We start from the raw sequence: 26,554 nt of genomic DNA on the forward strand, positions 1-26,554 counted from the left end.
TGCCCGAATCGGTGATACCCGGACAGGTCGTTCGGTACGCGCCGTTTACGAGAGGCTCCGTACGGTGACAACACAGGTGTCGGGCACGTGAGTTGACGTCCCGTCGCTCCAACTGACCGGTACGGCCCGGAAGGCACCCAGAGCCATGGCGCTCGCCAAGCCCGAACCGGGTGGGCTGCTGCCCGAGCGGATGGCACCGCTCCGCGGAGCACTCGCCACCACCGCCTGCATGGAGACACTCCAGGTGGGCTACCTCCACGCGGTCGCCGCCGCGGCGGGCTGCTCACTCAGCCAGCCCTTTCCCGACAACGGCATCGACTGGCACGTGAGCCACAGCGCGCCAGGACATCTCGTCGACGACGAGGTCACCATCAAGGTGCAGCTCAAGAGCACCTACCAGATACCCCCGCGTCCGGCGGGGCCCGCCTTCTCCTTCACCCTCGACAACGCCCATCTGGCCAAACTGGCCCGCACCCCGGTCTCCGTGCACAAGATCCTGGTCGTGATGCTCGTGCCCAGGACCCAGGACGACTGGCTGCGCGCCAGCCATGACCGGCTCGACCTCAGACACTGCTGCTACTGGATCAATCTGGCCGGACACCCCGTGACCGGCCGGTACCGCACCACGGTGCGGGTGCCCACCGCGCGGATCTTCGACGACCGGGCGCTCTGCGAGATCATGACCCGTGTCGGGTCGGGAGGGAGACCGTGATGCGTGGGCCGTCCGACGAGCCAGTACGTTCCCACCCGTCGCCGACCGGGATTCCGGAGCCCCTGGCCGGCGCGGAACCCTGGGGCGGGGGAGCCGTCTCGGAACCGGACCCCACCACCACCGACCCCGCCGTCCTCGGCGCCCTGCTCGCCCGGCACGGCTGGCGGCGGCGTGGCGGCGCCGCCGGGCGCTATGCCCGGTGGACCCCGCCGGGACCGGGACGCGGCACCAGCCTGCTCGTCCCCGAGAGCCGCGCCTTCCCCGACTGCGAGGACCTGCTCGCCGAGGCCCTCACGGCGCTCGCCCGCAGCGCGGCGCCGTCCGCGCGCGAGGTGCTCGTCGGGCTCGCCGTCCCCAGCGACGAGATCCGCTGGTGGCGCGATGTGCCGCCGGGCCCCTCCGGCGTGGCGGAGTGGACGGTGCAGGAACAGCTCCGTACGGCGGCCAGACAACTGCTGCTCGCCGGGGCGCTCGCCGTACGCGGCCGGGCGGGCTACTACGGGGCCCGCCACCGCAGGCAGGCTCAGGACTCCCTGGAACGGGTGCTGGTCGGACCCTCGCCGGGCGGCCGCGAGCTGACCGCCTTCCTGCCGGTGACGACGGGCCGGGCCGTGGCCGTACAGCTCCACCACGCGCTCTCCGCGGCCCGCGAGGCAGCCGACTACCAGCGGGCCACCGGGGGCATGGAGGCGTTCGACTCCGCGGTGGAGGCCGGCGTGAGCCGGGAGCTGACCGAGGCGCTGGTGGCGCTCGTACGGGGCACGGAAGGCGCGCGGGTCGCGCTGGCCTGGGCGCCGGGCGCCGGAGTGCCCGACGGATGTGCCGCGCGTCCCGAGCCGGTGGAGTTCTCGCCCGGCGATCTGCCCGTGCTCCGCGAGGCGGGCAAACGGTATCTGCGCGACGAGCCGTCCGTACCCGTACGGATCACCGGCGCGGTGATCCGGATGCGCCGGGCCGGCACCGCCGGCGACGGATCCGTACGGCTGCGGGTCCTCGCCGGGGCGGAGATCCCCCATGTACGGGTCGCGCTCGACGAGGAGTCCTACCGCGTCGCCGGACACGCGCATCTCGTGGGCCTGCCGATCCGGGTGGTCGGCAGACTGGAGAGCCGGGGCGGATTCCGCAGGCTCACCGACGCCAGCGGTGTGGTGCCCGTCCAGGTGGACGAGGCCGAGCGGGACCGGCTGATGAAGTCGCTCCAGGAGAACCTGGACTACTTCGAGGAGGCGTGCGGCGGCGGTGACTGACGGCGGCCGGCCGTGACGGGCCGCACCGGCGTGCGCCCCGGAGGCGGGCCGGGCCCCGGTAACCGTTTCCGAGCGCCCCCTCGGGCTCGGTACGATTCAGACGCGCAGTGTCCACTGCCGCGCCCCAGAGTCAGGAGAGACCGGTGTCAGACGTCCGTGTGATCATCCAACGCGATTCCGAGCGGGAAGAGCGCGTGGTGACGACGGGCACTACGGCGGCCGAGCTGTTCCCCGGAGAGCGCACCGTGATCGCCGCCCGCGTCGGCGGCGAGCTGAAGGACCTCGCGTACGAACTCGGAGAGGGCGAGGTCGTCGAGCCCGTCGAGATCTCCTCGGAGGACGGCCTCAACATCCTGCGCCACTCCACCGCGCATGTGATGGCGCAGGCCGTGCAGGAGCTGTTCCCCGAGGCCAAGCTGGGTATCGGCCCGCCGGTCAAGGACGGCTTCTACTACGACTTCGACGTGGACGCCCCCTTCCACCCCGATGACCTCAAGGCCATCGAGAAGAAGATGCAGGAGATCCAGAAGCGCGGCCAGCGGTTCTCCCGCCGCGTCGTCACCGACGAGGCGGCCCGCGAGGAGCTGGCCGACGAGCCGTACAAGCTGGAACTGATCGGTATCAAGGGCTCCGCCTCCACCGACGACGGCGCGGATGTCGAGGTGGGCGGCGGCGAGCTGACCATCTACGACAACCTGGACGCCAAGACGGGCGAGCTGTGCTGGCGGGATCTGTGCCGCGGCCCGCATCTGCCCACCACCCGCGCCATCCCGGCGTTCAAGCTGATGCGGAACGCGTCGGCGTACTGGCGGGGCAGCGAGAAGAACAAGCAGCTCCAGCGCATCTACGGCACCGCCTGGCCGTCGAAGGAGGAGCTGAAGGCACATCTGGAGTTCCTCGCAGAGGCCGAGAAGCGCGACCACCGCAAGCTCGGCAGCGAACTGGATCTCTTCTCCGTCCCCGAGGAGATCGGCTCCGGTCTCGCGGTCTTCCACCCCAAGGGCGGCGTCGTCCGCCGTGCCATGGAGGACTACTCCCGCCGGCGGCACGAGGAGGAGGGGTACGAGTTCGTCTACACGCCCCACGCCACCAAGGGCGCCCTGTTCGAGAAGTCCGGACATCTCGACTGGTACGCCGACGGCATGTACCCCCCCATGCAGCTCGACGAGGGCGTGGACTACTACCTCAAGCCCATGAACTGCCCGATGCACAACCTGATCTTCGACGCACGGGGCCGGTCCTACCGTGAACTGCCTCTGCGTCTGTTCGAGTTCGGGACGGTGTACCGGTACGAGAAGTCGGGCGTCGTGCACGGGCTGACCCGGGCCCGCGGTTTCACCCAGGACGACGCGCACATCTACTGCACCCGCGAACAGATGGCGGACGAGCTGGACTCGACGCTGACGTTCGTGCTGAACCTGCTCCGCGACTACGGTCTGACCGACTTCTATCTGGAGCTGTCGACCAAGGACGAGACCAAGTTCGTCGGCTCGGACGAGGCCTGGGAAGAGGCCACCGAAGTGCTGCGCAAGGTGGCCGAGAAGCAGGGCCTGCCGCTGACCCCCGACCCGGGCGGCGCCGCGTTCTACGGTCCGAAGATCTCGGTGCAGGCACGGGACGCCATCGGCCGCACCTGGCAGATGTCGACCATTCAGCTCGATTTCAATCTGCCGGAGCGCTTCGACCTCGAATACACCGCGCCTGACGGCTCCAAGCAGCGCCCGGTGATGATCCACCGCGCGCTGTTCGGCTCGATCGAGCGGTTCTTCGCGGTGCTGCTGGAGCACTACGCGGGCGCGTTCCCGGCGTGGCTGGCGCCCGTGCAGGCGGTCGGCATCCCCATCGGCGACGCGCACGTGCCCTACCTCCAGGAGTTCGCGGCGGAGGCGAAGCGCAAGGGGCTGCGCGTCGAGGTGGACGCGTCCTCGGACCGTATGCAGAAGAAGATCAGGAACGCCCAGAAGAGCAAGGTGCCCTTTATGATCATCGTCGGTGACGAGGACATGCAGGCGGGCACGGTGTCCTTCCGCCACCGCGACGGGTCGCAGGAGAACGGCATCCCGCGCGATCTGGCGCTGGCGAAGCTGGTCGATGTGGTGGAGCGCCGCGTCCAGGTCTGACGCCCGCGCCAGGCAGTCACCTCACGGACACGGGGAGGGCCCCCGGGAGCGTCGGGCTTCCGGGGGCCACCGGGGCAGGGCCCTGCACCACGCTTCACGGCGGCGGAGTCATATGCTGCACAGCATGACGAGTGAGCCGGAGCAGCAGATCGGAGTGGGGACCCAGGACGCGTTCCAGCGCCTGTGGACGCCCCATCGGATGGCCTATATCCAGGGCGAGAACAAGCCCACCGGGCCGGGCGCCGAGGACGGCTGTCCCTTCTGCTCCATTCCGTCCAAGTCGGACGAGGACGGGCTGATCGTGGCGCGCGGTGAGCGGGTGTACGCGGTGCTCAACCTCTACCCGTACAACGGCGGCCACTCCATGATCGTCCCCTACCGTCATGTGGCCGACTACACCGACCTGGACGAGGGGGAGACCGCCGAACTCGGTCTGTTCACCAAGCACGCGATGACCGCGCTGCGTACCGCCTCGGGCGCGCACGGTTTCAACATCGGGATGAACCAGGGCGTCGCGGCGGGGGCGGGGATCGCCGCCCATCTCCATCAGCATGTGGTGCCGCGCTGGGGCGGTGACACCAACTTCATGCCGGTCGTCGGGCATACGAAGGTGCTTCCGCAGTTGCTCGCCGACACCCGTGCGATGCTCGCGGACGCCTGGCCCATACCGCCGGAGCCCGTACAGCCGTAGCCCGCGGCCCGGTCCGGCTCGCGCCGGACCGGTCTCCGTGCGGAACCCTACGCGTCGTACGCGTCGACCTTCTTCGGTGACGGGTCCTGCACCGCGCCGAAGAGGGAAGCGGCCCGGCTGCTGAAGCCCGAGGTGTCCACGCCGTGCTCGTCCAGCACCCGCAGCGCCGCCTTGTGCACCACACGCAGGACGGGGGTGGCGGCGCGCATCGCGTCGTCGGCCATGAAGCGGTGGCGCCAGGGCTGATCGGCCCAGGCGTGCCGCAGGCCGAACGGCTCGGGCAGGGCGAGCTTGCCCCCGAGGAAGTCGAGAACCGGCGGATACCAGGTGAGGGGCGCGCGGACCGCGAGCCGGACCGCCTCCTTCGGCTCGACCAGGGGCAGCGTCCGCGAGGTGGTCTCCCAGAACCGGACGGTCTTGGGCCGGCTCACGGTCTTGGCGGACGGTCCCGAGGAGAAGAGCCCGTGGATCGGGCCCAGGGCATGGCCGGAGACCTCGATCCGCAGGGTCTCGTGCAGCACGGTCACCGTGATCATCATGGTGATCACGAGCTGGCCGTCCCAGAGGACGAACTGCACGCCGAGATAGTGGCGGTTGCCGGCGCCGAACTGCTGGTGGTTGCAGATCCGCTGTATCTCATGGGGCTTGACCTGGTAGGCGTCCACGTCCTGGCCCTCGGGCCTGGACACCGAGCCGGCGCCCTCACCGACGGGCGAGACGATCCAGTGCTTGACCGAAGGGGGCGGGAAGCCGCCGGAGTTGATCGGTCCGCGCTCCAGCAGCTTGAGCTGGTCGTGGATCGCGCGTATCACGTCGTAGCTGCGGAACTGGTGGATCTCCTTGGCCGGGTCCTTGGGCACCAGTGCCTCGGCGAGCTGCCAGCTCCCCCAGCGGGTGCCCATGCCGAGTATGCCCTTGGGGCCGGCGTAGAAGGCGACGTTGGAGTGCTGCTCGGCCGTGAGCTTCTCGATGCCCTGGCGCACCGCCTCCCTCGTCGCGTCACCGGGGTTGCCGGGGACGGCCTCGGGGACCTTGGCGCCGAGGCCGCCGCCGGCGAGGAGATCGGACCAGCGGGCGCGCAGGTCCTTGGCGGTGGACTCGCAGATCCGCCGGGCCAGCACCCAGCCGATGACAGGGGCGATGATCATGCCGCGCACATACCAGCCGAGGAAGCCGTCGAACGGCAGCCGCAGCAGCAGGATCACGGCCAGCAGACCCACGCCCAGCAGCAGGACGGTCCCGATCAGCCCCGCCCGCCGGTCCTTGGAGCCCGCGAGCGTGCGGCGGAGCTGGAAGACACCCAGCCAGACCAGCAGTCCGGGCAGGAAGAGCACCCCGAACACGGCGGTCACGGCGGTGAGTTTGAGGTCGCGGTCCTTGCGGATCCGCGTCGCGGCGAGGGCGTGCAGCACCACCGTCTGCGGCTCCATGCCGAAGGACTGGATGAGCGCGCCCCGGCCGCCGCCGAGGGTACGGAGCTGGAGGGCCCGTGCGAACGCCTCGCCCAGATTCGGCTCGAAGAGCGTGAACCTGCCCTTGGTCACCGTGGACTTGTGGACGTCGTTGTCGGCCTTGAGGATCTCTTCCATCGGGGTGTCCCGGTAGGACGCCGAGGCGAGGGCGTTCGTCGCCGCGGTCTGCCCGGCCGACCCCTGGAGCGGGATCTGTGCCCCTGGGCTGAAGTCGAATCCGTCCGCCACCGCATCCCCCTCGCCGCAAGATCCGCTGTCGCGAACTGTTCCCGGCTCGCGCGCCCCGCACACGTGCTGAGCTGGGCACCCCAGCGTAACCGGGAGGCGGTGCCCGCGTCATGGGACTGGCTCTCTTCAGCCACCGGCGTATATCGGACCGGCCACCGGCCGTACAGGTTCGGCCACATGCCCGCCACGGATCGCCAGGAACCGCCTGTACGGGCCCGGTTGGGCGGCTCCGAGGCCGCCCCCGGCGCGGAGCGCACCACCGGCACCCCACCGGGCACGCACCGGCACCCCACCGGGCACGAGGCCGCGGAGGACCGACCGGACAGCTCCTACGCCAGGACGCCCTCCTGTTCGCGGAGCCGGTCCGCGACCGCCGGCGGCACCGGCTCGTGGCGGGCGTAGGCGCGGCTGAAGCGGCCGGTGCCGTGGGTGACCGACCGCAGGTCCACCGCGTACCGTCCGATCTCCACCTCCGGCACCTCTGCCCTGACCAAGGTCCTTCCCGCACCGGCCTGTTCGGTGCCGACGACCCGGCCGCGCCGTCCCGAGAGATCGCTCATCACCGCTCCCACGTACTCGTCGGGGACGAGGACCTGGACCTCGGCGACCGGTTCCAGCAGATGGACGGAGACCTCGCCCGCGGCGTCGCGCAGCGCCAGCGCGCCCGCCGTCTGGAAGGCGGCGTCGGACGAGTCGACCGAGTGGGCCTTCCCGTCGAGCAGGGTGACCCGGATGTCGACGAGCGGACGGCCCGCCGCGACACCGCGCGCGGCCTGGGCCCGGATGCCCTTCTCCACCGAGGGGATGAACTGCCGTGGCACCGCGCCGCCCACCACCTTGTCGACGAACTCGACACCGGAGCCCGGCGCCAGGGGCTCCACCTCGATCTCGCAGATCGCGAACTGGCCGTGGCCGCCGGACTGTTTCACATGGCGGCCGCGCCCCGTCGCGCTCCCGCCGAAGGTCTCCCGGAGCGCGACCTTGAACGGTACGGCGTCGACATGGACCCCGTAGCGGCTGCGCAGCCGGTCCAGCGCGACATCCAGATGGGCCTCGCCCAGGCACCAGAGCACCACCTGACGGGTCTCCGGGTTCTGTTCGAGACGCATCGTCGGGTCCTCGGCGACCAGCCGGGCGAGCCCTTGGGACAGCTTGTCCTCGTCCGCCTTGCTGTGGGCCTGGACGGCGAGCGGCAGCAGCGGGTCGGGCATGCTCCAGGGTGCCACCAGGAGCGGATCGTCCGTGTCGGAGAGGGTGTCCCCGGTCTCGGCGCCGGAGAGTTTCCCGACACAGGCGAGGTCTCCCGCGACGCAGTGGCCCAGGATCCGCTGCTGCTTGCCGAAGGGGGAGGAGAGCGCGCCGGTCCGTTCGTCCGTCTCACGGGAGGCACGGCCGCCGTTTCCACGGCCGCCGTTTCCACGGCCGGTGGGGCCGTGGCCCGACACATGCACCGGCTCGTCCGGTCTCAGGGTGCCCGAGAAGACCCGGACCAGGGAGATCCTGCCGACATACGGGTCGGAGGCGGTCTTGACGATCTCGGCGACGAGCGGGCCCTGCGGATCGCACGGGACGGCGGGGCGCGGGGCGCCCCGCGGGGTGGTGATCGCGGGGGCCGGCCGCTCCAGGGGGCTCGGGAATCCGGCGGCGATCAGATCGAGCAGTTCGACGGTGCCCAGACCCTGCCGGGCGCCGGGCGGCGCGGGGGCCGCCGCGAGCACCGGATGGAAGATGCCGCGCGTCACCGCCTTCTCCAGATCCCCGATCAGCGTCTTGGGATCCACCTCGCCGCCGCTCAGATAGCGGTCCATGAGCGTCTCGTCCTCGCTCTCGGCGATGATCCCCTCGATCAGCCGGTCGCGTGCCTCGTCGATCAGCGGCAGTTCACCGGGACCGGGCGGAGTCTCCCGGCGCTCGCCCGAGGAGTAGTCGAAGACCTGCCGGGTGAGCAGCCCGACGAGTCCGGTGGCCGGGGCATGGCCGTCCGGGCCCTCCGGGCCGTGCACCGGCAGATACAGCGGCAGGACGGCGTCGGGGTCGTCACCGCCGAAAATCCGCCCGCAGACCCGGGTCATCTCGTCGAAACCGGTGCGTGCCGTGTCGAGATGCGTGACGATGATCGCGCGCGGCATACCGACGGCCGCGCACTCCTCCCACACGGTGCGGGTGGCCCCGTCCACGGCCTCCGCCTCCTGGGCGGCCGAGACAACGAAAAGGGCCGCGTCCGCGGCCCGCAGACCGGCCCTCAGTTCCCCGACGAAATCGGCGTAGCCGGGGGTGTCCAACAGATTGATCTTGTACCCGCCCCATTCGAGGGGGACGAGGGAGAGCTGTACCGAACGCTGCTGGCGGTGCTCGATCTCGTCGTAGTCCGAGACCGTGCCGCCGTCCTCGACCCGGCCCGCCCGGTTCACCGCCCCCGCGGTGAGCGCCAGGGCCTCGACGAGGGTCGTCTTGCCCGATCCGCTGTGGCCGACCAGCACCACGTTCCGTACGGACGCGGGACGGTCGGCCGCCCTCGCCCTTCCGGCGGCCCCGGGGTGTGTGTGCGCCTTGTCGCCCATGATTCCTGCCTCCCGGTCGATCGCGGTGAGGAGTTGGAGAGAGGCGCGGGCCGTGGGAGCCGCCGCGGCAGCTCCGGCGATGCCCGCGGTGGTCCTTCGAGCTTCGCACTCCGGCCATGGTGCGTCCATACGTCGTACGCGGCGGCACGGTCCGGGTGCCCGGCGGTACGGTGTGGGGGTCGTGGCTACGATGGGCCCGGTCCTGTCCGGCCGGTCCTCGTGGTCAGCCGTGGCGCCTGGTGGAGGGGGTACCTCCTCGTGCCCCTCGCGGTCACGAGGGGCACCGCGAGGCGGGGGATCGTGCGCGTACTGGACGTACCTGGACGATTCCGACGACTCCGGCCGTGCGGCGAGGTGTCGTGCCGGCCGTCGCGGGCCCGCGAAGAGCGGCCGGACAGGGCCTAGCCGGTGGCCGTCGGGGCCGCTCGGCCCACCGAACCTCGGGAAGGCCATGCTGAACAAGTACGCGCGTGCATTCTTCACGCGTGTCCTCACACCGTTCGCCGCGTTTCTGCTCCGGCGCGGCGTGACTCCGGACGCGGTCACTCTGATCGGCACGGCCGGGGTGATGGCGGGTGCGCTGGTCTTCTTCCCCCGGGGGGAGTTCTTCTGGGGCACGATCGTCATCACCGTCTTCGTCTTCTCCGACCTCGTCGACGGCAACATGGCCCGGCAGGCGGGGATCTCCAGCCGCTGGGGCGCCTTCCTCGACTCGACGCTCGACCGGGTGGCCGACGGCGCGATCTTCGGCGGGTTCGCGCTCTGGTACGCGGGCCGGGGCGACAACAACGTGCTGTGCGCCGTCGCGATCTTCTGTCTGGCGAGCGGCCAGGTCGTCTCGTACACCAAGGCCCGCGGTGAGTCCATCGGGCTGCCGGTCGCCGTCAACGGGCTGGTCGAGCGGGCCGAGCGGCTGGTGATCTCCCTGGTCGCGGCCGGTCTGGCGGGGCTGCACGCGTTCGGTGTGCCGGGGATCGACATCCTGCTGCCCATCGCGCTGTGGATCGTGGCCGTGGGCAGTGCGGTGACGCTCGGCCAGCGCGTCGTCACCGTACGCCGGGAGTCCGCCGAGGCGGACGCCGCCGCGTCCGGTGCCGGGCACGGGAACACCGGGAGCACCCCGCGCGGGAGCGGGAGCGCCTCATGAGCGGTGCGAGCGAGCGGCTGACCGACTCTCTGTACGGACTCGCCTGGAGCACCGTCAAGAAGCTCCCCGAGCCCGTGGCCGTCGCGCTCGGCCGGACCGTCGCGGACACCGTCTGGAAGCGGCGCGGTGCGAGCGTGCTGCGTCTGGAGGCCAATCTCGCGCGGGTCGTGCCGGACGCCGGGCCCGAGCGGCTCGCCGAGCTGTCCCGCGCCGGGATGCGCTCCTACACGCGGTACTGGATGGAGTCCTTCCGGCTGCCCGCCTGGAGCAAGGAGCGGATCAGCGGCGGCGTCGAGATCAAGGACATCCACTGTCTGACGGAGGGGCTCGCGGCCGGGCGGGGCGTGGTGCTCGCGCTGCCGCATCTGGCCAACTGGGATCTGGCGGGCGCCTGGCTCACCCGAGGACAGGGGGTGCCGTTCACGACGGTCGCCGAGCGGCTTAGGCCCGAGTCGCTGTACGACCGGTTCGTGGCCTACCGCCAGAGCCTGGGCATGGAGGTGCTGCCGCACACGGGCGGCTCCGCGTTCGGCGCTCTCGCGCGGCGGCTGAGGAACGGCGGCCTGGTCTGTCTGGTCGCCGACCGCGATCTGTCGTCCTCCGGTGTCGAGGTCGACTTCTTCGGCGAGACGGCCCGGATGCCGGCGGGGCCCGCGCTGCTGGCCCAGCAGACCGGGGCGCTGCTGCTGCCGGCGACGCTCTGGTTCGACGATTCGCCGGTGATGCGGGGACAGGTGCATCCCCCGGTCGAGGTTCCCGAGACAGGTACCCGCGCCGAGAAGACGTCTGTGATGACACAGGCGGTGGCCGATGTCTTCGCCGCCGGAATCGCCGAGCACCCGGAGGACTGGCACATGCTGCAACGGCTGTGGCTCGCGGATCTCGAACCCGGAAGGACCGGTCCCGGGGGGAGTCCCCGGTGAGGATCGGCATCGTCTGTCCGTACTCGTGGGACGTGCCCGGCGGCGTCCAGTTCCACATCAGGGATCTCGCCGAGCATCTGATCGGACTCGGTCATGAGGTGTCCGTGCTGGCGCCCGCGGACGACGAGACACCGCTGCCGCCGTATGTCGTCTCGGCCGGCCGGGCCGTGCCCGTGCCGTACAACGGCTCGGTCGCCCGGCTGAACTTCGGCTTCCTGTCGGCGGCCCGGGTACGGCGATGGCTGCACGACGGCACGTTCGACGTGATCCACATCCATGAGCCGACCTCGCCGTCGCTGGGGCTGCTCGCCTGCTGGGCCGCGCAGGGGCCGATCGTCGCCACGTTCCACACGTCGAATCCGCGGTCGCGGGCCATGATCGCGGCGTATCCGATCCTCCAGCCCGCGCTGGAGAAGATCAGCGCGCGGATCGCGGTGAGCGAGTACGCGCGGCGGACGCTGGTGGAGCATCTCGGCGGTGACGCCGTGGTGATCCCGAACGGTGTCGATGTCGACTTCTTCGCCAAGGCCGAGGTCAATCCCGCGTGGCAGGGGCGCACGATCGGCTTCATAGGCCGGATCGACGAGCCGCGCAAGGGGCTGCCCGTGCTGATGAAGGCCCTGCCCAGCATCCTCGCCGTCTATCCGGAGACCCGGCTGCTGGTGGCGGGCCGCGGGGACGAGAAGGAGGCGGTGGAGTCGCTTCCCAAGGAGATGCGGTCGCGGGTCGAGTTCCTGGGGATGGTGAGCGACGAGGACAAGGCGCGGCTGCTGCGCAGCGTCGATCTGTACGTCGCGCCCAACACGGGCGGCGAGAGCTTCGGCATCATCCTCGTCGAGGCGCTGTCGGCGGGCGCCGCGGTGCTGGCGAGCGATCTGGACGCGTTCGCGCAGGTGCTCGACCAGGGGGCGGCGGGCGAGCTGTTCACCAACGAGGACGCGGACGCGCTGGCGGGCGCGGCGGTACGGCTGCTGGGGGACGCGGAGCGGCGCGAGGCGCTGCGCGAGCGGGGGAGCGCGCATGTCCGGCGGTTCGACTGGGCGACGGTGGGGGCGGACATCCTGGCGGTGTACGAGACGGTGACGGACGGCGCGGCGTCGGTGGCGGCGGACGAACGCACGGGACTGCGCGGCCGGCTGCGCCGCCGGGTGGAGGGCGAGACCAGCGGCGAGGCCCACTTCCGCGCGCGTACCGCTCCCGCCGTCCACCCCGGCCCCGCGCTCGACTGACGGTGCGGACGGCCGCCTCCGGGGCCGGGCTCCGGGGGCGGGGAGGGGAGCGTCCCGTCCGGCCCGCCGCGCGCCCCGATAGCCTGCCCGCGTGACCGAAACTCTCATCTGGATCGTCGTCGCCGTCGTCGCCTGCGCGCTCTATCTGAGCTGGACCGCCGGCCGCCTCGACCGGCTGCACACCCGTATCGACGCCGCCCGCGCCGCCCTCGACGCGCAGTTGCTGCGGCGGGCCTCGGTCACCCAGGAACTGGCGACCTCCGGTGTGCTCGATCCCGCCGCGTCCATCGTGCTGTACCAGGCCGCGCACGCGGCGCGGCAGGCCGAGGAGGAGCAGCGGGAGGTCGCGGAGAGCGAGCTGAGCCAGGCGCTGCGGGCCGTGTTCGGGGAGCAGGCACAGGTGGAGGCCGTACGGGTGGCTCCCGGCGGCGAGGAGGCCGCGGGCGAACTGGCCGCCTCGGTACGGCGCGTGCCCATGGCACGGCGCTTCCACAACGACGCCGTGCGCGCCGCCCGCGCCCTGCGCCGGCACCGCAAGGTGCGCTGGTTCAGGCTCGCCGGGCACGCTCCGTTCCCGCTCGCCTTCGAGATGGACGACGAACCGCCCGTCGCGCTGGCGGACCGGCCCGGTTCCTCGGTCTGAGCCCCGGCTCCTCGGTCTGAGCCCCGGGCGCCGGCCGCGCCGCCCGGCCCGGCGCTCCGCCCGGCCGCCCGTTCCGGCGTCCCGCCGCGGCCCCTCGACGAGGAGAAGGATCCACCGGCTGTTCATTGGCCCTTGCTGTGGACTGCTTCCCGGGCGTTACCTGTCCGTGCGGTTTCCCATCGTTTTCAGCCAGTGAGGTCGATTTCGTGTCCACCACGCTCCCCGTCACCCCGCAGTCCGCCGAGACCGGCACCGCGCGCGTCAAGCGCGGTATGGCCGAGCAGCTCAAGGGCGGCGTGATCATGGATGTCGTCACACCGGACCAGGCGAAGATCGCCGAGGACGCCGGCGCGGTCGCGGTGATGGCGCTGGAGCGCGTCCCCGCCGACATCCGCAAGGACGGCGGCGTCGCCCGGATGTCCGACCCGGACATGATCGAGGGCATCATCGAGGCCGTCTCGATCCCGGTGATGGCCAAGTCGCGGATCGGCCACTTCGTCGAGGCCCAGGTCCTCCAGTCCCTCGGGGTGGACTACATCGACGAGTCCGAGGTGCTGACCCCCGCCGACGAGGTCAACCACTCCGACAAGTGGGCCTTCACCACGCCCTTCGTCTGCGGTGCCACCAATCTGGGCGAGGCCCTGCGCCGGATCGCCGAGGGCGCGGCCATGATCCGCTCCAAGGGCGAGGCCGGCACCGGCAACGTCGTCGAGGCGGTGCGTCATCTCCGCCAGATCAAGAACGAGATCGCGAAGCTGCGCGGCTTCGACAACAACGAGCTGTACGCCGCCGCCAAGGAGCTGCGGGCGCCGTACGAGATCGTCAAGGAGGTCGCCGCGCTCGGCAAGCTGCCCGTGGTGCTCTTCTCCGCGGGCGGTGTCGCCACCCCCGCCGACGCCGCGCTGATGCGCCAGCTCGGCGCCGAGGGCGTCTTCGTCGGATCGGGCATCTTCAAGTCCGGCGACCCGGCCAAGCGCGCCGCCGCGATCGTGAAGGCCACCACCTTCTACGACGACCCGAAGATCATCGCGGACGCCTCCCGGAACCTGGGCGAGGCCATGGTCGGTATCAACATCGACACCCTGCCGGAGTCCGAGCACTACGCGAAGCGCGGCTGGTAACCACCGATGAGCACCCCTGTGATCGGCGTCCTGGCGCTCCAGGGTGATGTCCGGGAGCATCTCGGCGCCCTGGCCGCGGCGGGCGCCGAGGCCAGGACCGTACGGCGCCCGGAGGAGCTCGCCGAGGTCGACGGTCTGATCGTCCCCGGCGGCGAGTCCACCACGATGTCCAAGCTGGCCGCGCTCTTCGGCATGCTGGAGCCGCTGCGGGCGCGTGTACGGGCCGGGATGCCGGTGTACGGCACCTGCGCCGGGATGATCATGCTCGCGGAGAAGATCCTCGACCCGCGCTCCGGCCAGGAGACCATCGGCGGCATCGACATGATCGTCCGCCGCAACGCCTTCGGCCGGCAGAACGAGTCCTTCGAGGCGGCCGTCGAGATCGCCGGGGTCGCGGGCGGCCCGGTCGAGGGCGTCTTCATCCGGGCGCCCTGGGTGGAGTCGGTGGGCGCCGAGGTCCAGGTGCTCGCCGAGTACGGCGGCCATGTCGTCGCCGTACGGCAGGGCAACGCCCTGGCGACCTCGTTCCACCCGGAACTCACGGGCGACCACCGGCTCCACCGCTTCTTCGTGGAGCTGGTGCGGGCCGGTTCGCGGGGCGCGGCCACCGGCGCTCCCTGAGAGGCGGTGGCCGGGGCGGCGGGTGCGCTCGTCCCGGTAGGATCTCTGCCGAGCAGAGGCAGAACCGGTTACGCGAAGGAGACAGGCAGATGTCCGGCCACTCTAAATGGGCTACGACGAAGCACAAGAAGGCCGTGATCGACGCCAAGCGCGGCAAGCTCTTCGCGAAGCTGATCAAGAACATCGAGGTGGCGGCCCGCACCGGTGGCGCCGACATCGACGGCAACCCGACCCTCTTCGACGCCATCCAGAAGGCGAAGAAGAGCTCCGTGCCGAACAAGAACATCGACTCGGCCGTCAAGCGCGGCGCCGGTCTTGAGGCCGGTGGCGCCGACTACGAGACGATCATGTACGAGGGGTACGGCCCGAACGGTGTCGCCGTACTGATCGAGTGCCTCACCGACAACCGCAACCGCGCCGCCTCCGACGTCCGCGTCGCCATGACCCGCAACGGCGGCTCGATGGCCGACCCGGGCTCCGTCTCGTACCTCTTCAACCGCAAGGGCGTCGTGATCGTCCCCAAGGGCGAGCTGGGCGAGGACGATGTCCTGGGCGCCGTGCTGGACGCGGGTGCCGAGGAGGTCAACGACCTCGGCGAGTCCTTCGAGGTGCTCAGCGAGGCCACCGATCTGGTCGCGGTCCGCACCTCGCTCCAGGACGCCGGGATCGACTACGACTCGGCCGAGGCCAACTTCGTCCCGACCATGCAGGTCGAGCTGGACGAGGAGGGCGCGCGCAAGATCTTCAAGCTGATCGACGCGCTGGAGGACAGCGACGACGTGCAGAACGTCTTCGCCAACTTCGACGTCCCGGACGACGTCATGGAGAAGGTCGACGCCTGAGGGGCGCCTGAGCCGGCGTCTGACGAGGCTTCAGCCGACGGGCCGACGGGGACACACCTCCGTCGGCCCGTCGCGTTGTCGGTGCCTGCCGCTACTGTGCTGATCAGCGCGAACAACTGAGCGAGGGGGAGGGCGCGATGCGGGTGCTGGGCATTGACCCCGGGCTGACCCGGTGCGGTGTCGGCGTCGTCGAGGGCGTCGCCGGCCGCCCGTTGACGATGCTCGGCGTGGGTGTGGTCCGTACGGCCGCCGACGCGGACACCGGTCCGCGACTGGTCGCCATCGAGCGGGGCATCGAGTCCTGGCTCGACGAACACCGGCCCGAACTCGTCGCGGTGGAGCGGGTGTTCGCCCAGCACAATGTGCGTACGGTCATGGGCACCGCCCAGGCCAGTGCGGTCGCCATGCTCTGTGCCTCGCGCCGGGGCATCCCCGTCGCGCTGCACACCCCCAGCGAGGTCAAGGCGGCCGTCACCGGCAGCGGCCGGGCCGACAAGGCCCAGGTCGGCGCGATGGTGACCCGGCTGCTGCGGCTGGACGCCCCGCCGAAACCCGCCGACGCCGCGGACGCCCTCGCGCTCGCCATCTGCCATATCTGGCGTGCCCCCGCCCTCAGCCGACTCCAGCAGGCCCAGGCTGCCCAGCAGGCCCAGGCTGCCCAGCAGGCGCAGGCGCAGGCGCAGGCGGCCCAGCGGGCGCGGGCGGCGGCGGGCGCCTCCCGTCCCCCCATCAGCACCTCCGTACGGAAGGTCACGCGATGATCGCCTTCGTCAGCGGCCCGGTCGCCGCGCTCGCCCCGACCACGGCCGTGATCGAGGTCGGCGGGGTCGGGATGGCCGTCCAGTGCACCCCGGGCACCCTCGCCGCGCTCCGGATCGGCCAGCAGGCGAAGCTCGCCACCTCCCTGGTCGTGCGGGAGGACTCACTGACCCTCTACGGCTTCGCGGACGACGACGAACGCCAGGTGTTCGAGCTGTTGCAGACCGCCAGCGGCGTCGGACCCCGGCTGGCCCAGGCGATGCTCGCCGTGCACACCCCCGACGCGCTGCGCGTCGCCGTCTCCACCGGGGACGAGAAGGCGCTCACGGCCGTCCCGGGAATCGGCAAGAAGGGCGCCCAGAAGCTGCTGCTGGAGCTGAAGGACCGGCTCGGCGAGCCGGTCGGCGCGGTCGTCGGCCGCCAGGGGGTCGCCGCCGCCCCCGCCTCCTGGAGCGACCAGCTGCACGCCGCGCTGATCGGCCTCGGCTACGCCACCCGTGAGGCCGACGAGGCGGTCGCCCTGGTGACGCCCCAGGCGGAGGCCGCCGTGGCCGAGGGGGCCAGGCCCCCCGTACCGCAGCTCCTTCGCGCCGCGCTCCAGAGCCTGAACAGAACGCGCTAGGGCCTTTCGTTCGGATCGGGCTGGGCTCCAGCCTGATCCGAACGGAAGACCCTGGCCAAGAACGCGCCGGCCCGGCGACGGCCCGGCCGGCACGGAGCACGCGACACCCCGAGGGCCCAGGCCCCGGGGCCCTACCCCGAGGTGAGACACAGAGTGAACTGGGACGACACCAGCGACGAGACGCCCCTCGACGCGGCGGACCGGCTCGTCGGCGCGTCCGCGGACGGCGAGGACCAGGCCGTCGAGGCGGCGCTGCGCCCCAAGTCACTGGACGAGTTCGTGGGCCAGGAGCGGGTGCGCGAGCAGCTCGACCTGGTGCTGAAGGCGGCCCTGGCCCGCGGCGCCACCGCCGACCATGTGCTGCTCTCCGGGGCGCCGGGGCTGGGCAAGACCACTCTCTCCATGATCATCGCGGCGGAGATGAACGCCCCGATCCGGATCACCTCGGGACCCGCCATCCAGCACGCGGGCGATCTCGCCGCGATCCTCTCGTCCCTCCAGGAGGGTGAGGTTCTCTTCCTGGACGAGATCCACCGGATGTCCCGGCCCGCCGAGGAAATGCTCTACATGGCGATGGAGGACTTCCGGGTCGACGTGATCGTCGGCAAGGGGCCAGGCGCCACCGCCATCCCGCTGGAGCTGCCCCCCTTCACCCTGGTCGGCGCCACCACCCGGGCCGGACTGCTGCCGCCCCCGCTGCGCGACCGGTTCGGTTTCACCGGCCATATGGAGTTCTACGAGAGCGCCGAACTGGAGCGCGTCATCCACCGCTCGGCCCAGCTCCTCGATCTGGAGATCGACACCGAGGGGGCCGCCGAGATCGCGGGCCGCTCGCGCGGCACGCCCCGGATCGCCAACCGGCTGCTGCGCCGGGTGCGGGACTACGCCCAGGTCAAGGCCGACGGACACATCAACCGTGAGGTCGCGGCCGTCGCCCTCGCGGTGTACGAGGTCGACGCGCGCGGCCTCGACCGGCTCGACCGGGCCGTCCTCCAGGCACTCCTCAAGCTCTTCGGCGGCGGACCCGTGGGGCTGTCGACCCTGGCGGTGGCCGTGGGGGAGGAGCGTGAGACGGTGGAGGAGGTCGCGGAGCCCTTCCTCGTCCGGGAGGGACTGCTCGCGCGTACTCCCAGGGGCCGGGTGGCCACCCCCGCGGCCTGGGCCCACCTCGGACTCGCACCACCGCCGCAGGCCTCCGGCGCGGGTGGTCAGCAGGGTCTGTTCGGGACGTGAGGACGAAGACACCGCCCGGGTCAGGAACCCGCGTGCGGTGCTGGGCGTTGTTCCAACGACGCGGACTCGCTTAGACTCCGCCGATGCCGCCCCTACCGGTCGGCGTACCCACCCCCGGATACCAGGCCGTTCCACAGCGCGGTCGTGTGAAGGAAGTACCCTCCCGTGAGTCTCGCAGCCCTCCTCCCCTTCGTCGTGCTCATCGGGGCCATGTTCCTGATGACCCGGTCCGCCAAGAAGAAGCAGCAGGCCGCTGTGCAGATGCGCAACGACATGCAGCCCGGCACCGGCGTCCGCACCATCGGCGGCATGTACGCCACCGTCAAGGAGGTGCACGACGACACCGTCCTCCTGGAGGTCGCTCCCGGCGTCCACGCCGTCTACGCCAAGAACGCCATCGGCGCCGTCCTGGACGACGACGAGTACAACCGCATCGTGCACGGCGACGACCTCACGGCCGACGGTACGGTCGTGCCGGACGACGCCTCCTCGCTGCTCGACGCCGACGCCGCCGCCCCTCGGGACGACGCCAAGGTCGACCTGGTCAAGGAGACCGAGGCCGACGGAGCCGAGCCCAAGGACGGCAAGGCCGACGGCGAGGCCGGCGCGAAGTAGTCACGCCGTCACGGCGGGCCGCACCGAGGCCCGTCGCGGCTCACGGTCCGTGCTGATTTCTGCGGGGGCAGGTCCCCACAACACTTCGTGGCCGCTCCGGCGCACACCCGGCGTGGGGCGGTTGGACAGGGAGAAACGAGAAGGTGGCAGCACCTAATAAGGGCCGAAGGCAAGCGGGGTCCCCAGGCAGGCCGGGCCGCACCCTGGCACTGTTCCTGATTGCCATGGTCGCCCTCACGGGCGGGATGTTCTGGTCCGGTCATGTCACGCCACGACTGGGAATCGACCTCGCGGGCGGCACGAGCATCACGCTCCAGGCGAAGAACACGCCGGGCAAGCCGAACGCGATCAACAAGACCAACATGGACACCGCCGTCAGCATCATCGATCGGCGTGTCAACGGTCTTGGTGTCTCCGAGGCCGAGGTCCAGACCCAGGGTGACGAGAACATCATCGTCAATATCCCCAAGGGGACGAACGAGAAGCAGGCCAGGGAGCAGGTCGGCACCACCGCCCAGCTCTACTTCCGGCCGGTGCTGACCGTCGCGGCCGGCGGCAAGACCGCCCCGGCGCCCCCGGCCAGCGGCTCACCGAGCGGCTCTCCCAGCCCCTCGTCGAGCGCTTCGCCGGACAAGGCGACGGCCGGTGACCCGTCCTCTCCGGCGAGCGAGAGCCCCTCGGCGAGCGCCACCACCCAGGGCCGCGCCGTCACGGACGCCCTGAAGAAGGACGAGACGCCCTCCCCGGGTGCCTCCGCCCCGGACGCCAAGCCCAGCTCCTCGGCCGCCCCGGACCCCTCGGCCGCTCCGTCCCCGGATCCCGCCACCGCGGCGCTGGAGAAGAAGTTCACGGACCTGGACTGCACCAAGGAGGCCGCGCGCACCAGGGCCAACCAGGGAGCGGCGCCCAAGGACACGATCGTGGCCTGCGGCCAGAACTCCGCCGGCTCGTGGGAGAAGTACGTCCTCGGCCCGGCCGAGCTGGAGGGCACGGACGTCGACGACGCCAAGGGCGTCCTCGACCCGCAGCGTGGCATGTGGATCGTCACCATGGACTTCACCGGTGCCGGCACCAAGAAGTTCCAGTCCATCACGGGCAAGCTCTCCCAGCAGCAGCCGCCGATGAACCAGTTCGCCATCGTCCTCGACGGCAATGTCGTCTCGGCGCCCTCGGTGAGCCAGACGCTCGGCGGCAGCGCCGAGATCTCCGGCAGCTTCACCCAGCAGTCCGCCCAGGACCTGGCGAACATCCTGTCCTACGGCGCGCTGCCCCTGACCTTCGAGGAGCAGAGCGTCACCACGGTCACCGCCGCGCTCGGCGGTGAGCAGCTCCACGCGGGTCTGATCGCCGGTGCGATCGGTCTCGCCCTGGTGGTCATCTATCTGGTGACCTACTACCGGGGACTGTCCCTGATCGCCGTCCTCAGCCTCGCGGCCTCGGCGGTCATGACGTACACGATCATGTCCCTGCTCGGCCCGGGTATCGGCTTCGCGCTGAACCTGCCCGCGGTCTGCGGCGCCATCGTCGCCATCGGTATCACCGCGGACTCGTTCATCGTGTACTTCGAACGGATCCGGGACGAGATCCGCGAGGGCCGTACGCTCCGGCCGGCCGTCGAGCGCGCCTGGCCCCGTGCCCGCCGCACGATCCTGGTCTCCGACTTCGTGTCGTTCCTCGCCGCCGCGGTGCTCTTCCTCGTCACCGTCGGCAAGGTCCAGGGCTTCGCGTTCACCCTCGGCCTGACCACCGTCCTCGACGTGGTCGTGGTGTTCTTCTTCACCAAGCCGGTGATGACGGTCCTCGCCCGCAAGAAGTTCTTCGCCAGCGGACACCCGTGGTCCGGACTGGACCCGCAGCGGCTCGGCGCCCAGCCGCCGCTGCGCCGCTCCCGCCGTGTTGGCGCCGCTCCCACCGACCCGAAGGAGGCGTGAGATGTCGCGACTCGGCGCACTCGGCGCCCGGCTCTACCGCGGCGAAGTCGGCTACGACTTCGTCGGGAAGCGCAAGATCTGGTACGGGATCTCGATCCTGATCACCATCACGGCCATCGTCGGTCTGGCGGTGCGCGGCCTCAACATGGGCATCGAGTTCAAGGGCGGTGCCGTCTTCACCCTCCCGAGCACGAGCGTCTCCGTGTCCCAGGCCCAGACGGACGCCGAAGAGGCCTCCGGGCACGACGCGATCGTCCAGAAGCTCGGCAACGGCGGACTGCGGATCCAGGTCACCGAACTGGACACCAAGCAGGCCGACGCGGTGAAGACCCAGCTCGCCGAGGACCTGAACGTCGACGAGGCGAAGATCAACGCCGACCTGGTCGGGCCGAGCTGGGGCGAGACGATCGCCAACAAGGCGTGGACGGGTCTCGGGATCTTCATGATCCTGGTGGTGATCTATCTCGCGATCGCCTTCGAATGGCGGATGGCGGTCGCGGCACTGATCGCCCTGATCCATGACCTCACCATCACCGTCGGTGTGTACGCGCTGGTCGGTTTCGAGGTCACGCCGGGTACGGTGATCGGTCTGCTCACCATCCTCGGTTACTCCCTCTACGACACCGTCGTCGTCTTCGACAGTCTCAAGGAGGGGGCGAAGGACATCACCAAACAGAGCCGCTGGACCTACAGCGAGATCGCCAACCGGTCGATCAACAGCACCCTGGTGCGGTCGATCAACACCACCGTGGTCGCGCTGCTGCCGGTGGCGGGTCTGCTCTTCATCGGCGGTGGCTTCCTCGGCGCCGGCATGCTGAACGACATCTCCCTCTCGCTCTTCGTCGGCCTCGCCGCCGGCGCGTACTCCTCGATCTTCATCGCCACCCCGCTCGTCGCCGACCTGAAGGAACGCGACCCGCGGATCAAGGCGCTGAAGAAGCGGGTTCTCGCCAAGCGCGCGTCGGCCGCCGCCAAGGGCGAGCCGGCCGAGGAGCCCGTCGAGACGGACTTCGACGACGACCCCGAGGACGTGGAGCCGGGCGGGACCGCCGCACCCGCCGCCGCCGTGGCCGGTCCGCGCAACCGCGGTGGCCGCGGCCGCCCGTCCGGGAGACGCCGATGACGGACGACGCCACACGGGAACTGCTGCTCAGCCGTATCCGTGATGTCGCCGACCACCCCGAGCCGGGGGTGGTGTTCAAGGACATCACCCCGCTGCTGGCCGACCCCAAGGCCTTCACGGCGCTGACCGAGGCGTTCGCCGAGCTGTGCGCGCGGCACGGCGCGACGAAGGTCGTCGGCCTGGAGGCGCGTGGTTTCATCCTGGCCGCCCCCGTGGCGGTCCGGGCGGGCCTCGGGTTCATCCCCGTACGCAAGGCCGGCAAGCTCCCCGGCGCGACGCTCTCGCAGGCGTACGACCTGGAGTACGGCTCGGCCGAGCTGGAGGTCCACGCCGAGGACCTGGACGCGACGGACCGTGTCCTCGTCATCGACGACGTCCTCGCCACGGGAGGCACGGCCGAGGCCGCGCTCCAGCTCGTCCGACGGGCCGGCGCCGAGGTGGCGGGGGTCGCGGTCCTGATGGAACTGGGATTCCTGGGCGGCCGGCCCCGGCTGGAACCGGAACTGCGCGGCGCCCCGCTGGACGCGCTGATCACGCTCTGACCACGCGCTGAGCGGAATACCGAGCGACAGGACGGGCACCCGGGAACAACCGGGTGCCCGTCCCGCGTTCGGTGGAGTCCCGGTCCTGGGGCGAGAGGGACGCCCGAGGTCGATACCATGGAGATCCGGGCCTGACCGGGGACCTGGATCCGCACGAGGAGCGCTCTTGCCAGAAGAGATCCAGCCACTGGCCGCCGCGACGCCCGATCACCACGCCGAGCAGACCGCGGCGGCGACAGCCGCACCACGGAACAACGCCGCGGCGAGCGCCGACGCGAAGGCCGCGCGGACCCCTGCCGAGATCTCGCACGCCCGGCCCACGGAGCCCGTGGAGCCCGCCCAGGCCGCCAGGCCCGCGCCGGAGCGCCCCTCGACGCCCGTCAGCGCCCCGAAACCCGGTGCCACGGCCGCGCAGCGCTCCGGGGGCTCCTCCAACCGCGTACGGGCCCGGCTCGCCCGTCTCGGGGTGCAGCGCTCCTCCCCGTACAACCCCGTCCTGGAGCCGCTGCTGCGGACCGTACGGGGCAACGATCCCAAGATCGAGACCGCGACACTGCGCCAGATCGAGAGCGCCTACCAGGTCGCCGAGCGCTGGCACCGCGGCCAGAAGCGCAAGAGCGGCGACCCGTACATCACCCACCCCCTCGCGGTGACGACGATCCTCGCGGAGCTGGGCATGGACCCGGCCACCCTGATGGCGGGGCTGCTGCACGACACCGTCGAGGACACCGAGTACGGGCTGGACACCCTGCGCCGTGACTTCGGCGACCAGGTCGCGCTGCTCGTCGACGGTGTCACCAAGCTGGACAAGGTCAAGTTCGGCGAGGCCGCCCAGGCCGAGACCGTGCGCAAGATGGTCGTCGCCATGGCCAAGGACCCGCGCGTCCTGGTCATCAAGCTCGCCGACCGGCTGCACAACATGCGCACCATGCGCTATCTCAAGCGGGAGAAGCAGGAGAAGAAGGCCCGCGAGACGCTGGAGATCTACGCGCCCCTGGCCCACCGGCTGGGCATGAACACCATCAAATGGGAGCTGGAGGACCTGGCCTTCGCGATCCTCTACCCCAAGATGTACGACGAGATCGTCCGGCTGGTCGCCGAGCGCGCCCCCAAGCGCGACGAGTATCTGGCCATAGTGACCGACGAGGTCCAGTCCGATCTGCGCGCCGCCCGGATCAAGGCCACCGTCACCGGCCGGCCGAAGCACTACTACAGCGTCTACCAGAAGATGATCGTCCGCGGCCGGGACTTCGCGGAGATCTACGACCTGGTGGGCATCCGGGTCCTCGTCGACACCGTCCGTGACTGCTACGCGGCGCTCGGCACCGTCCACGCCCGGTGGAATCCGGTGCCCGGACGGTTCAAGGACTACATCGCGATGCCCAAGTTCAACATGTACCAGTCGCTGCACACGACGGTCATCGGGCCCAACGGCAAGCCGGTCGAGCTCCAGATCCGTACGTTCGACATGCACCGCCGCGCCGAGTACGGCATCGCCGCCCACTGGAAGTACAAGCAGGAGGCCGTCGCCGGGGCCTCCAAGGTCCGTACGGACGTGCCCAGGAACGCGGGCAAGGGCGCGGGCCAGGACACCGTCAATGACATGGCGTGGCTGCGCCAGCTCCTCGACTGGCAGAAGGAGACCGAGGACCCCAGCGAGTTCCTGGAGTCCCTCCGCTTCGACCTGTCGCGCAACGAGGTCTTCGTCTTCACCCCCAAGGGTGATGTCATAGCGCTGCCGGCCGGTGCGACCCCCGTGGACTTCGCGTACGCCGTCCACACGGAGGTCGGCCACCGCACGATAGGGGCACGGGTCAACGGACGGCTCGTACCGCTCGAATCGACCCTCGACAACGGCGATCTGGTCGAGGTCTTCACCTCCAAGGCCTCCGGGGCCGGTCCCTCGCGCGACTGGCTGGGCTTCGTCAAATCCCCGAGGGCCAGGAACAAGATCCGCGCGTGGTTCTCCAAGGAGCGCCGCGACGAGGCGATCGAGCACGGCAAGGACGCCATCGCGCGCGCCATGCGCAAGCAGAACCTGCCGATCCAGCGCATCCTCACCGGGGACTCGCTGGTGACGCTCGCGCACGAGATGCGCTACCCCGACATCTCCTCGCTGTACGCGGCGATCGGCGAGGGCCATGTGGCCGCGCAGGGCGTCGTCCAGAAGCTGGTGCAGGCCCTCGGCGGCGAGGAGGCCGCCAACGAGGACATCGCCGAGAGCGCGCCGCCCTCGCGCGGACGCGCCAAGCGCCGCTCCAACGCCGACCCGGGTGTGGTCGTCAAGGGCGTCGAGGACGTGTGGGTGAAGCTCGCCCGCTGCTGTACGCCGGTTCCCGGTGACCCGATCATCGGCTTCGTGACCCGTGGCAGCGGTGTCTCGGTGCACCGGGCCGACTGCGTCAACGTCGACTCGCTCTCCCAGCAGCCCGAACGGATTCTCGGGGTCGAGTGGGCCCCGACCCAGTCCTCGGTGTTCCTGGTGGCCATCCAGGTCGAGGCGCTGGACCGCTCGCGGCTGCTGTCGGACGTCACCCGTGTCCTGTCCGACCAGCATGTGAACATCCTGTCCGCGGCCGTCCAGACCTCCCGCGACCGGGTCGCCACCTCACGGTTCACCTTCGAGATGGGCGATCCGAAGCACCTGGGGCACGTACTGAAGGCGGTACGCGGCGTGGAGGGCGTCTACGACGTCTACCGGGTCACCTCGGCCCGCAGGCCGTAGCGGACGCGGGCCACGGTCCCGTACGAACACGAACGCGGAAGGGCCCCGTACCGAGCGGGTACGGGGCCCTTCCGCGTATCTCTGATCAGGTGCCGGGTATCTCTGATCAGGTGCCGGCTGCTCTCAGCCGCCGAACTCCTGGAGACCCTTCAGCGCCTGGTCCAACAGGGCCTGGCGCCCCTCCAGTTCCTTGGCGAGCTTGTCCGCCTTGGCGTTGTTGCCCGCCGCGCGCGCCGCGTCGATCTGGCTACGCAGCTTGTCGACGGCCGCCTGGAGCTGCCCCGTCAGACCCGCGGCACGCGCACGCGCCTCCGGGTTCGTACGGCGCCACTCGTTCTCCTCGGACTCCTGGAGCGCCCGCTCCACCGTGTGCATCCGGCCCTCGATCTTGGGCCTGGCGTCACGCGGCACATGGCCGATGGCCTCCCAGCGCTCGTTGAGAGCCCGGAAGGCCGCCCTGGCCGCCTTGAGGTCCGTGACCGGCAGCAGCCGCTCGGCCTCGACCGCCAGTTCCTCCTTGAGCTTCAGATTCTCGGTCTGCTCGGCGTCACGCTCGGCGAAGACCTCACCGCGCGCGGCGAAGAAGACGTCCTGGGCGCCGCGGAAGCGGTTCCACAGATCGTCCTCGGCCTCGCGCTGGGCGCGGCCCGCCGCCTTCCAGTCCGTCATCAGCTCGCGGTAGCGCGCGGCCGTCGTGCCCCAGTCGGTGGAGCCGGAGAGCGACTCGGCCTCCGCGACCAGCTTCTCCTTCGTCTTACGGGCGTCCTCGCGCTGCGCGTCGAGCGCGGCGAAGTGGGCCTTGCGACGCTTGGAGAACGCCGAGCGCGCGTGCGAGAAACGGTGCCACAGCTCGTCGTCGGACTTCCTGTCCAGCCTCGGCAGGCCCTTCCAGGTGTCCACCAGGGCCCTCAGCCGTTCACCGGCCGAACGCCACTGGTCGCTCTGGGCGAGCTGTTCCGCCTCGGTGACCAGGGCCTCCTTGGCGTGACGCGCCTCGTCGGTCTGCTTGGCCCGCTGCGCCTTGCGCTCCTCACGGCGGGAGTCGACCGTCGCGACCAGTCCGTCGAGCCGCTTGCGCAGTGCGTCGAGATCGCCCACCGCGTGGTGTTCGTCGATCTGTCCGCGAAGGTGCTCGATGGCCGTCTGCGCGTCCTTCGCGGACAGATCGGTGGTCTTCACCCGCCGTTCGAGGAGGTCGATCTCGACAACCAAGCCCTCGTACTTGCGCTCGAAATAGGCGAGAGCCTCATCCGGAGAGCCTGCCTGCCACGATCCGACGACCTGCTCGCCCTCGGCCGTCCGCACGTACACGGTGCCCGTCTCGTCGACGCGGCCCCACGGGTCGCTGCTCACAGCGCCTCCTCCACCTGATGCCCACCAGGGCCACGGCCCCGGGCATCATCCACAGTTTCCTGGAACGGGCTGCGCCCGCCCTGCACAACGCCAA

General features: G+C 70.9%; 21 protein-coding genes and 1 pseudogene. 19 read left to right on the forward strand and 3 right to left on the reverse strand.

Going from position 1 to position 26,554, the window contains the following annotated elements; genetic code table 11:
* Positions 1 to 145 precede the first annotated feature (145 nt).
* The 4 genes from ACFYYH_RS28285 to ACFYYH_RS28300 all read left to right on the forward strand — a co-directional run bounded on the left by ACFYYH_RS28285 (position 146) and on the right by ACFYYH_RS28300 (position 4,770).
* On the forward strand, positions 146 to 712 hold the full coding sequence (locus ACFYYH_RS28285) for a DUF4365 domain-containing protein (RefSeq protein WP_388556652.1): 567 nt from the start codon (positions 146 to 148) through the stop codon (positions 710 to 712).
* Positions 712 to 1,959 carry a hypothetical protein gene (locus tag ACFYYH_RS28290; RefSeq protein ID WP_388556655.1) on the forward strand — a complete coding sequence of 416 codons (1,248 nt, stop codon included), beginning with the start codon at positions 712 to 714 and terminating at the stop codon, positions 1,957 to 1,959. Before ACFYYH_RS28285 ends, ACFYYH_RS28290 begins: the two co-directional genes overlap by 1 nt.
* A 143-nt stretch (positions 1,960 to 2,102) precedes the next feature.
* A complete protein-coding gene (gene thrS, locus ACFYYH_RS28295) occupies positions 2,103 to 4,079 on the forward strand; it encodes a threonine--tRNA ligase (protein WP_388556658.1) in 1,977 nt (658 codons plus the stop codon).
* Between the two features lie 112 nt (positions 4,080 to 4,191).
* The gene (locus ACFYYH_RS28300) at positions 4,192 to 4,770 is read left to right on the forward strand and encodes an HIT family protein (RefSeq protein WP_388556661.1); all 579 of its coding nucleotides are present in this window, start codon (positions 4,192 to 4,194) and stop codon (positions 4,768 to 4,770) included.
* Between the two features lie 47 nt (positions 4,771 to 4,817).
* Here ACFYYH_RS28300 and ACFYYH_RS28305 read toward each other — a convergent pair whose 3' ends face one another.
* Both ACFYYH_RS28305 and ACFYYH_RS28310 read right to left on the reverse strand, forming a co-directional pair.
* Positions 4,818 to 6,470, reverse strand: a complete 1,653-nt coding sequence (locus ACFYYH_RS28305) for a hypothetical protein (RefSeq protein WP_388556664.1) — start codon at positions 6,468 to 6,470, stop codon at positions 4,818 to 4,820.
* A 329-nt stretch (positions 6,471 to 6,799) separates the two neighbouring features.
* On the reverse strand, positions 6,800 to 9,031 hold the full coding sequence (locus ACFYYH_RS28310) for an elongation factor G-like protein EF-G2 (RefSeq protein ID WP_388556879.1): 2,232 nt from the start codon (positions 9,029 to 9,031) through the stop codon (positions 6,800 to 6,802).
* A 451-nt stretch (positions 9,032 to 9,482) separates the two neighbouring features.
* Here ACFYYH_RS28310 and pgsA point away from each other — a divergent pair, with 451 nt between their 5' ends.
* The 15 genes and pseudogenes from pgsA to ACFYYH_RS28385 all read left to right on the forward strand — a co-directional run bounded on the left by pgsA (position 9,483) and on the right by ACFYYH_RS28385 (position 25,107).
* Positions 9,483 to 10,178, forward strand: a complete 696-nt coding sequence (pgsA, locus tag ACFYYH_RS28315; RefSeq protein ID WP_388556667.1) for a phosphatidylinositol phosphate synthase — start codon at positions 9,483 to 9,485, stop codon at positions 10,176 to 10,178.
* Entirely contained in the window at positions 10,175 to 11,101 is a 927-nt protein-coding gene (locus tag ACFYYH_RS28320; RefSeq protein ID WP_388556671.1) for a phosphatidylinositol mannoside acyltransferase, read from the forward strand. Before pgsA ends, ACFYYH_RS28320 begins: the two co-directional genes overlap by 4 nt.
* Positions 11,098 to 12,237: pseudogene (locus tag ACFYYH_RS28325) on the forward strand (glycosyltransferase family 4 protein); the annotation flags it as partial. The gene ACFYYH_RS28320 and the pseudogene ACFYYH_RS28325, both read left to right, overlap by 4 nt.
* 184 nt (positions 12,238 to 12,421) lie before the next feature.
* A complete protein-coding gene (locus tag ACFYYH_RS28330) occupies positions 12,422 to 12,973 on the forward strand; it encodes a hypothetical protein (RefSeq protein ID WP_388556674.1) in 552 nt (183 codons plus the stop codon).
* Between the two features lie 206 nt (positions 12,974 to 13,179).
* The gene (gene pdxS / locus ACFYYH_RS28335) at positions 13,180 to 14,094 is read left to right on the forward strand and encodes a pyridoxal 5'-phosphate synthase lyase subunit PdxS (protein WP_388556677.1); all 915 of its coding nucleotides are present in this window, start codon (positions 13,180 to 13,182) and stop codon (positions 14,092 to 14,094) included.
* A 6-nt stretch (positions 14,095 to 14,100) separates the two neighbouring features.
* Entirely contained in the window at positions 14,101 to 14,715 is a 615-nt protein-coding gene (pdxT, locus tag ACFYYH_RS28340; RefSeq protein WP_388556679.1) for a pyridoxal 5'-phosphate synthase glutaminase subunit PdxT, read from the forward strand.
* A gap of 89 nt (positions 14,716 to 14,804) precedes the next feature.
* Positions 14,805 to 15,557: a YebC/PmpR family DNA-binding transcriptional regulator gene (locus ACFYYH_RS28345; RefSeq protein WP_388556682.1), complete on the forward strand. Its 753-nt coding sequence runs from the start codon at positions 14,805 to 14,807 to the stop codon at positions 15,555 to 15,557.
* Between the two features lie 137 nt (positions 15,558 to 15,694).
* Complete coding sequence (gene ruvC / locus ACFYYH_RS28350; protein ID WP_388556684.1) at positions 15,695 to 16,318, forward strand: crossover junction endodeoxyribonuclease RuvC; 624 nt, start codon at positions 15,695 to 15,697, stop codon at positions 16,316 to 16,318.
* Positions 16,315 to 16,938: a Holliday junction branch migration protein RuvA gene (ruvA, locus tag ACFYYH_RS28355; protein WP_388556687.1), complete on the forward strand. Its 624-nt coding sequence runs from the start codon at positions 16,315 to 16,317 to the stop codon at positions 16,936 to 16,938. The genes ruvC and ruvA overlap by 4 nt, the downstream gene beginning before the upstream one ends.
* A gap of 153 nt (positions 16,939 to 17,091) precedes the next feature.
* The gene (gene ruvB, locus ACFYYH_RS28360) at positions 17,092 to 18,171 is read left to right on the forward strand and encodes a Holliday junction branch migration DNA helicase RuvB (RefSeq protein ID WP_388556690.1); all 1,080 of its coding nucleotides are present in this window, start codon (positions 17,092 to 17,094) and stop codon (positions 18,169 to 18,171) included.
* A gap of 165 nt (positions 18,172 to 18,336) precedes the next feature.
* The gene (gene yajC, locus ACFYYH_RS28365; protein ID WP_388556693.1) at positions 18,337 to 18,786 is read left to right on the forward strand and encodes a preprotein translocase subunit YajC; all 450 of its coding nucleotides are present in this window, start codon (positions 18,337 to 18,339) and stop codon (positions 18,784 to 18,786) included.
* 143 nt (positions 18,787 to 18,929) lie between these two features.
* Positions 18,930 to 20,717 carry a protein translocase subunit SecD gene (gene secD / locus ACFYYH_RS28370; protein ID WP_388556695.1) on the forward strand — a complete coding sequence of 596 codons (1,788 nt, stop codon included), beginning with the start codon at positions 18,930 to 18,932 and terminating at the stop codon, positions 20,715 to 20,717.
* A gap of 1 nt (position 20,718) precedes the next feature.
* A complete protein-coding gene (gene secF / locus ACFYYH_RS28375) occupies positions 20,719 to 21,840 on the forward strand; it encodes a protein translocase subunit SecF (protein WP_388556698.1) in 1,122 nt (373 codons plus the stop codon).
* Positions 21,837 to 22,382: an adenine phosphoribosyltransferase gene (locus ACFYYH_RS28380; RefSeq protein ID WP_388556701.1), complete on the forward strand. Its 546-nt coding sequence runs from the start codon at positions 21,837 to 21,839 to the stop codon at positions 22,380 to 22,382. The genes secF and ACFYYH_RS28380 overlap by 4 nt, the downstream gene beginning before the upstream one ends.
* Before the next feature lie 166 nt (positions 22,383 to 22,548).
* Positions 22,549 to 25,107 (forward strand): RelA/SpoT family protein, encoded by a 2,559-nt coding sequence (locus tag ACFYYH_RS28385; protein ID WP_388556703.1) that lies wholly within the window; start codon positions 22,549 to 22,551, stop codon positions 25,105 to 25,107.
* Between the two features lie 123 nt (positions 25,108 to 25,230).
* On the opposite strand, the gene ACFYYH_RS28390 is transcribed toward ACFYYH_RS28385, so the two are convergent.
* On the reverse strand, positions 25,231 to 26,460 hold the full coding sequence (locus ACFYYH_RS28390; RefSeq protein ID WP_388556705.1) for a DUF349 domain-containing protein: 1,230 nt from the start codon (positions 26,458 to 26,460) through the stop codon (positions 25,231 to 25,233).
* Between the last annotated feature and the right edge of the window lie 94 nt (positions 26,461 to 26,554).

The sequence above is a fragment of the Streptomyces sp. NPDC002018 genome (assembly GCF_042890865.1).
Taxonomy (GTDB): Bacteria; Actinomycetota; Actinomycetes; order Streptomycetales; family Streptomycetaceae; genus Streptomyces.

What these genes read in the sequence shown, in the direction of transcription:
- secF (WP_388556698.1), top strand. Translation starts at nt 20,719, where the DNA reads ATGTCGCGACTCGGCGCACTCGGCGCCCGGCTCTACCGCGGCGAAGTC.
- ACFYYH_RS28285 (WP_388556652.1), top strand. Translation starts at nt 146, where the DNA reads ATGGCGCTCGCCAAGCCCGAACCGGGTGGGCTGCTGCCCGAGCGGATG.
- ACFYYH_RS28310 (WP_388556879.1), bottom strand. Translation starts at nt 9,031, where the DNA reads ATGGGCGACAAGGCGCACACACACCCCGGGGCCGCCGGAAGGGCGAGG.
- ACFYYH_RS28380 (WP_388556701.1), top strand. Translation starts at nt 21,837, where the DNA reads ATGACGGACGACGCCACACGGGAACTGCTGCTCAGCCGTATCCGTGAT.
- pgsA (WP_388556667.1), top strand. Translation starts at nt 9,483, where the DNA reads ATGCTGAACAAGTACGCGCGTGCATTCTTCACGCGTGTCCTCACACCG.
- ACFYYH_RS28345 (WP_388556682.1), top strand. Translation starts at nt 14,805, where the DNA reads ATGTCCGGCCACTCTAAATGGGCTACGACGAAGCACAAGAAGGCCGTG.
- ACFYYH_RS28320 (WP_388556671.1), top strand. Translation starts at nt 10,175, where the DNA reads ATGAGCGGTGCGAGCGAGCGGCTGACCGACTCTCTGTACGGACTCGCC.
- ACFYYH_RS28290 (WP_388556655.1), top strand. Translation starts at nt 712, where the DNA reads ATGCGTGGGCCGTCCGACGAGCCAGTACGTTCCCACCCGTCGCCGACC.
- ruvA (WP_388556687.1), top strand. Translation starts at nt 16,315, where the DNA reads ATGATCGCCTTCGTCAGCGGCCCGGTCGCCGCGCTCGCCCCGACCACG.
- ACFYYH_RS28300 (WP_388556661.1), top strand. Translation starts at nt 4,192, where the DNA reads ATGCTGCACAGCATGACGAGTGAGCCGGAGCAGCAGATCGGAGTGGGG.
- ruvC (WP_388556684.1), top strand. Translation starts at nt 15,695, where the DNA reads ATGCGGGTGCTGGGCATTGACCCCGGGCTGACCCGGTGCGGTGTCGGC.
- pdxT (WP_388556679.1), top strand. Translation starts at nt 14,101, where the DNA reads ATGAGCACCCCTGTGATCGGCGTCCTGGCGCTCCAGGGTGATGTCCGG.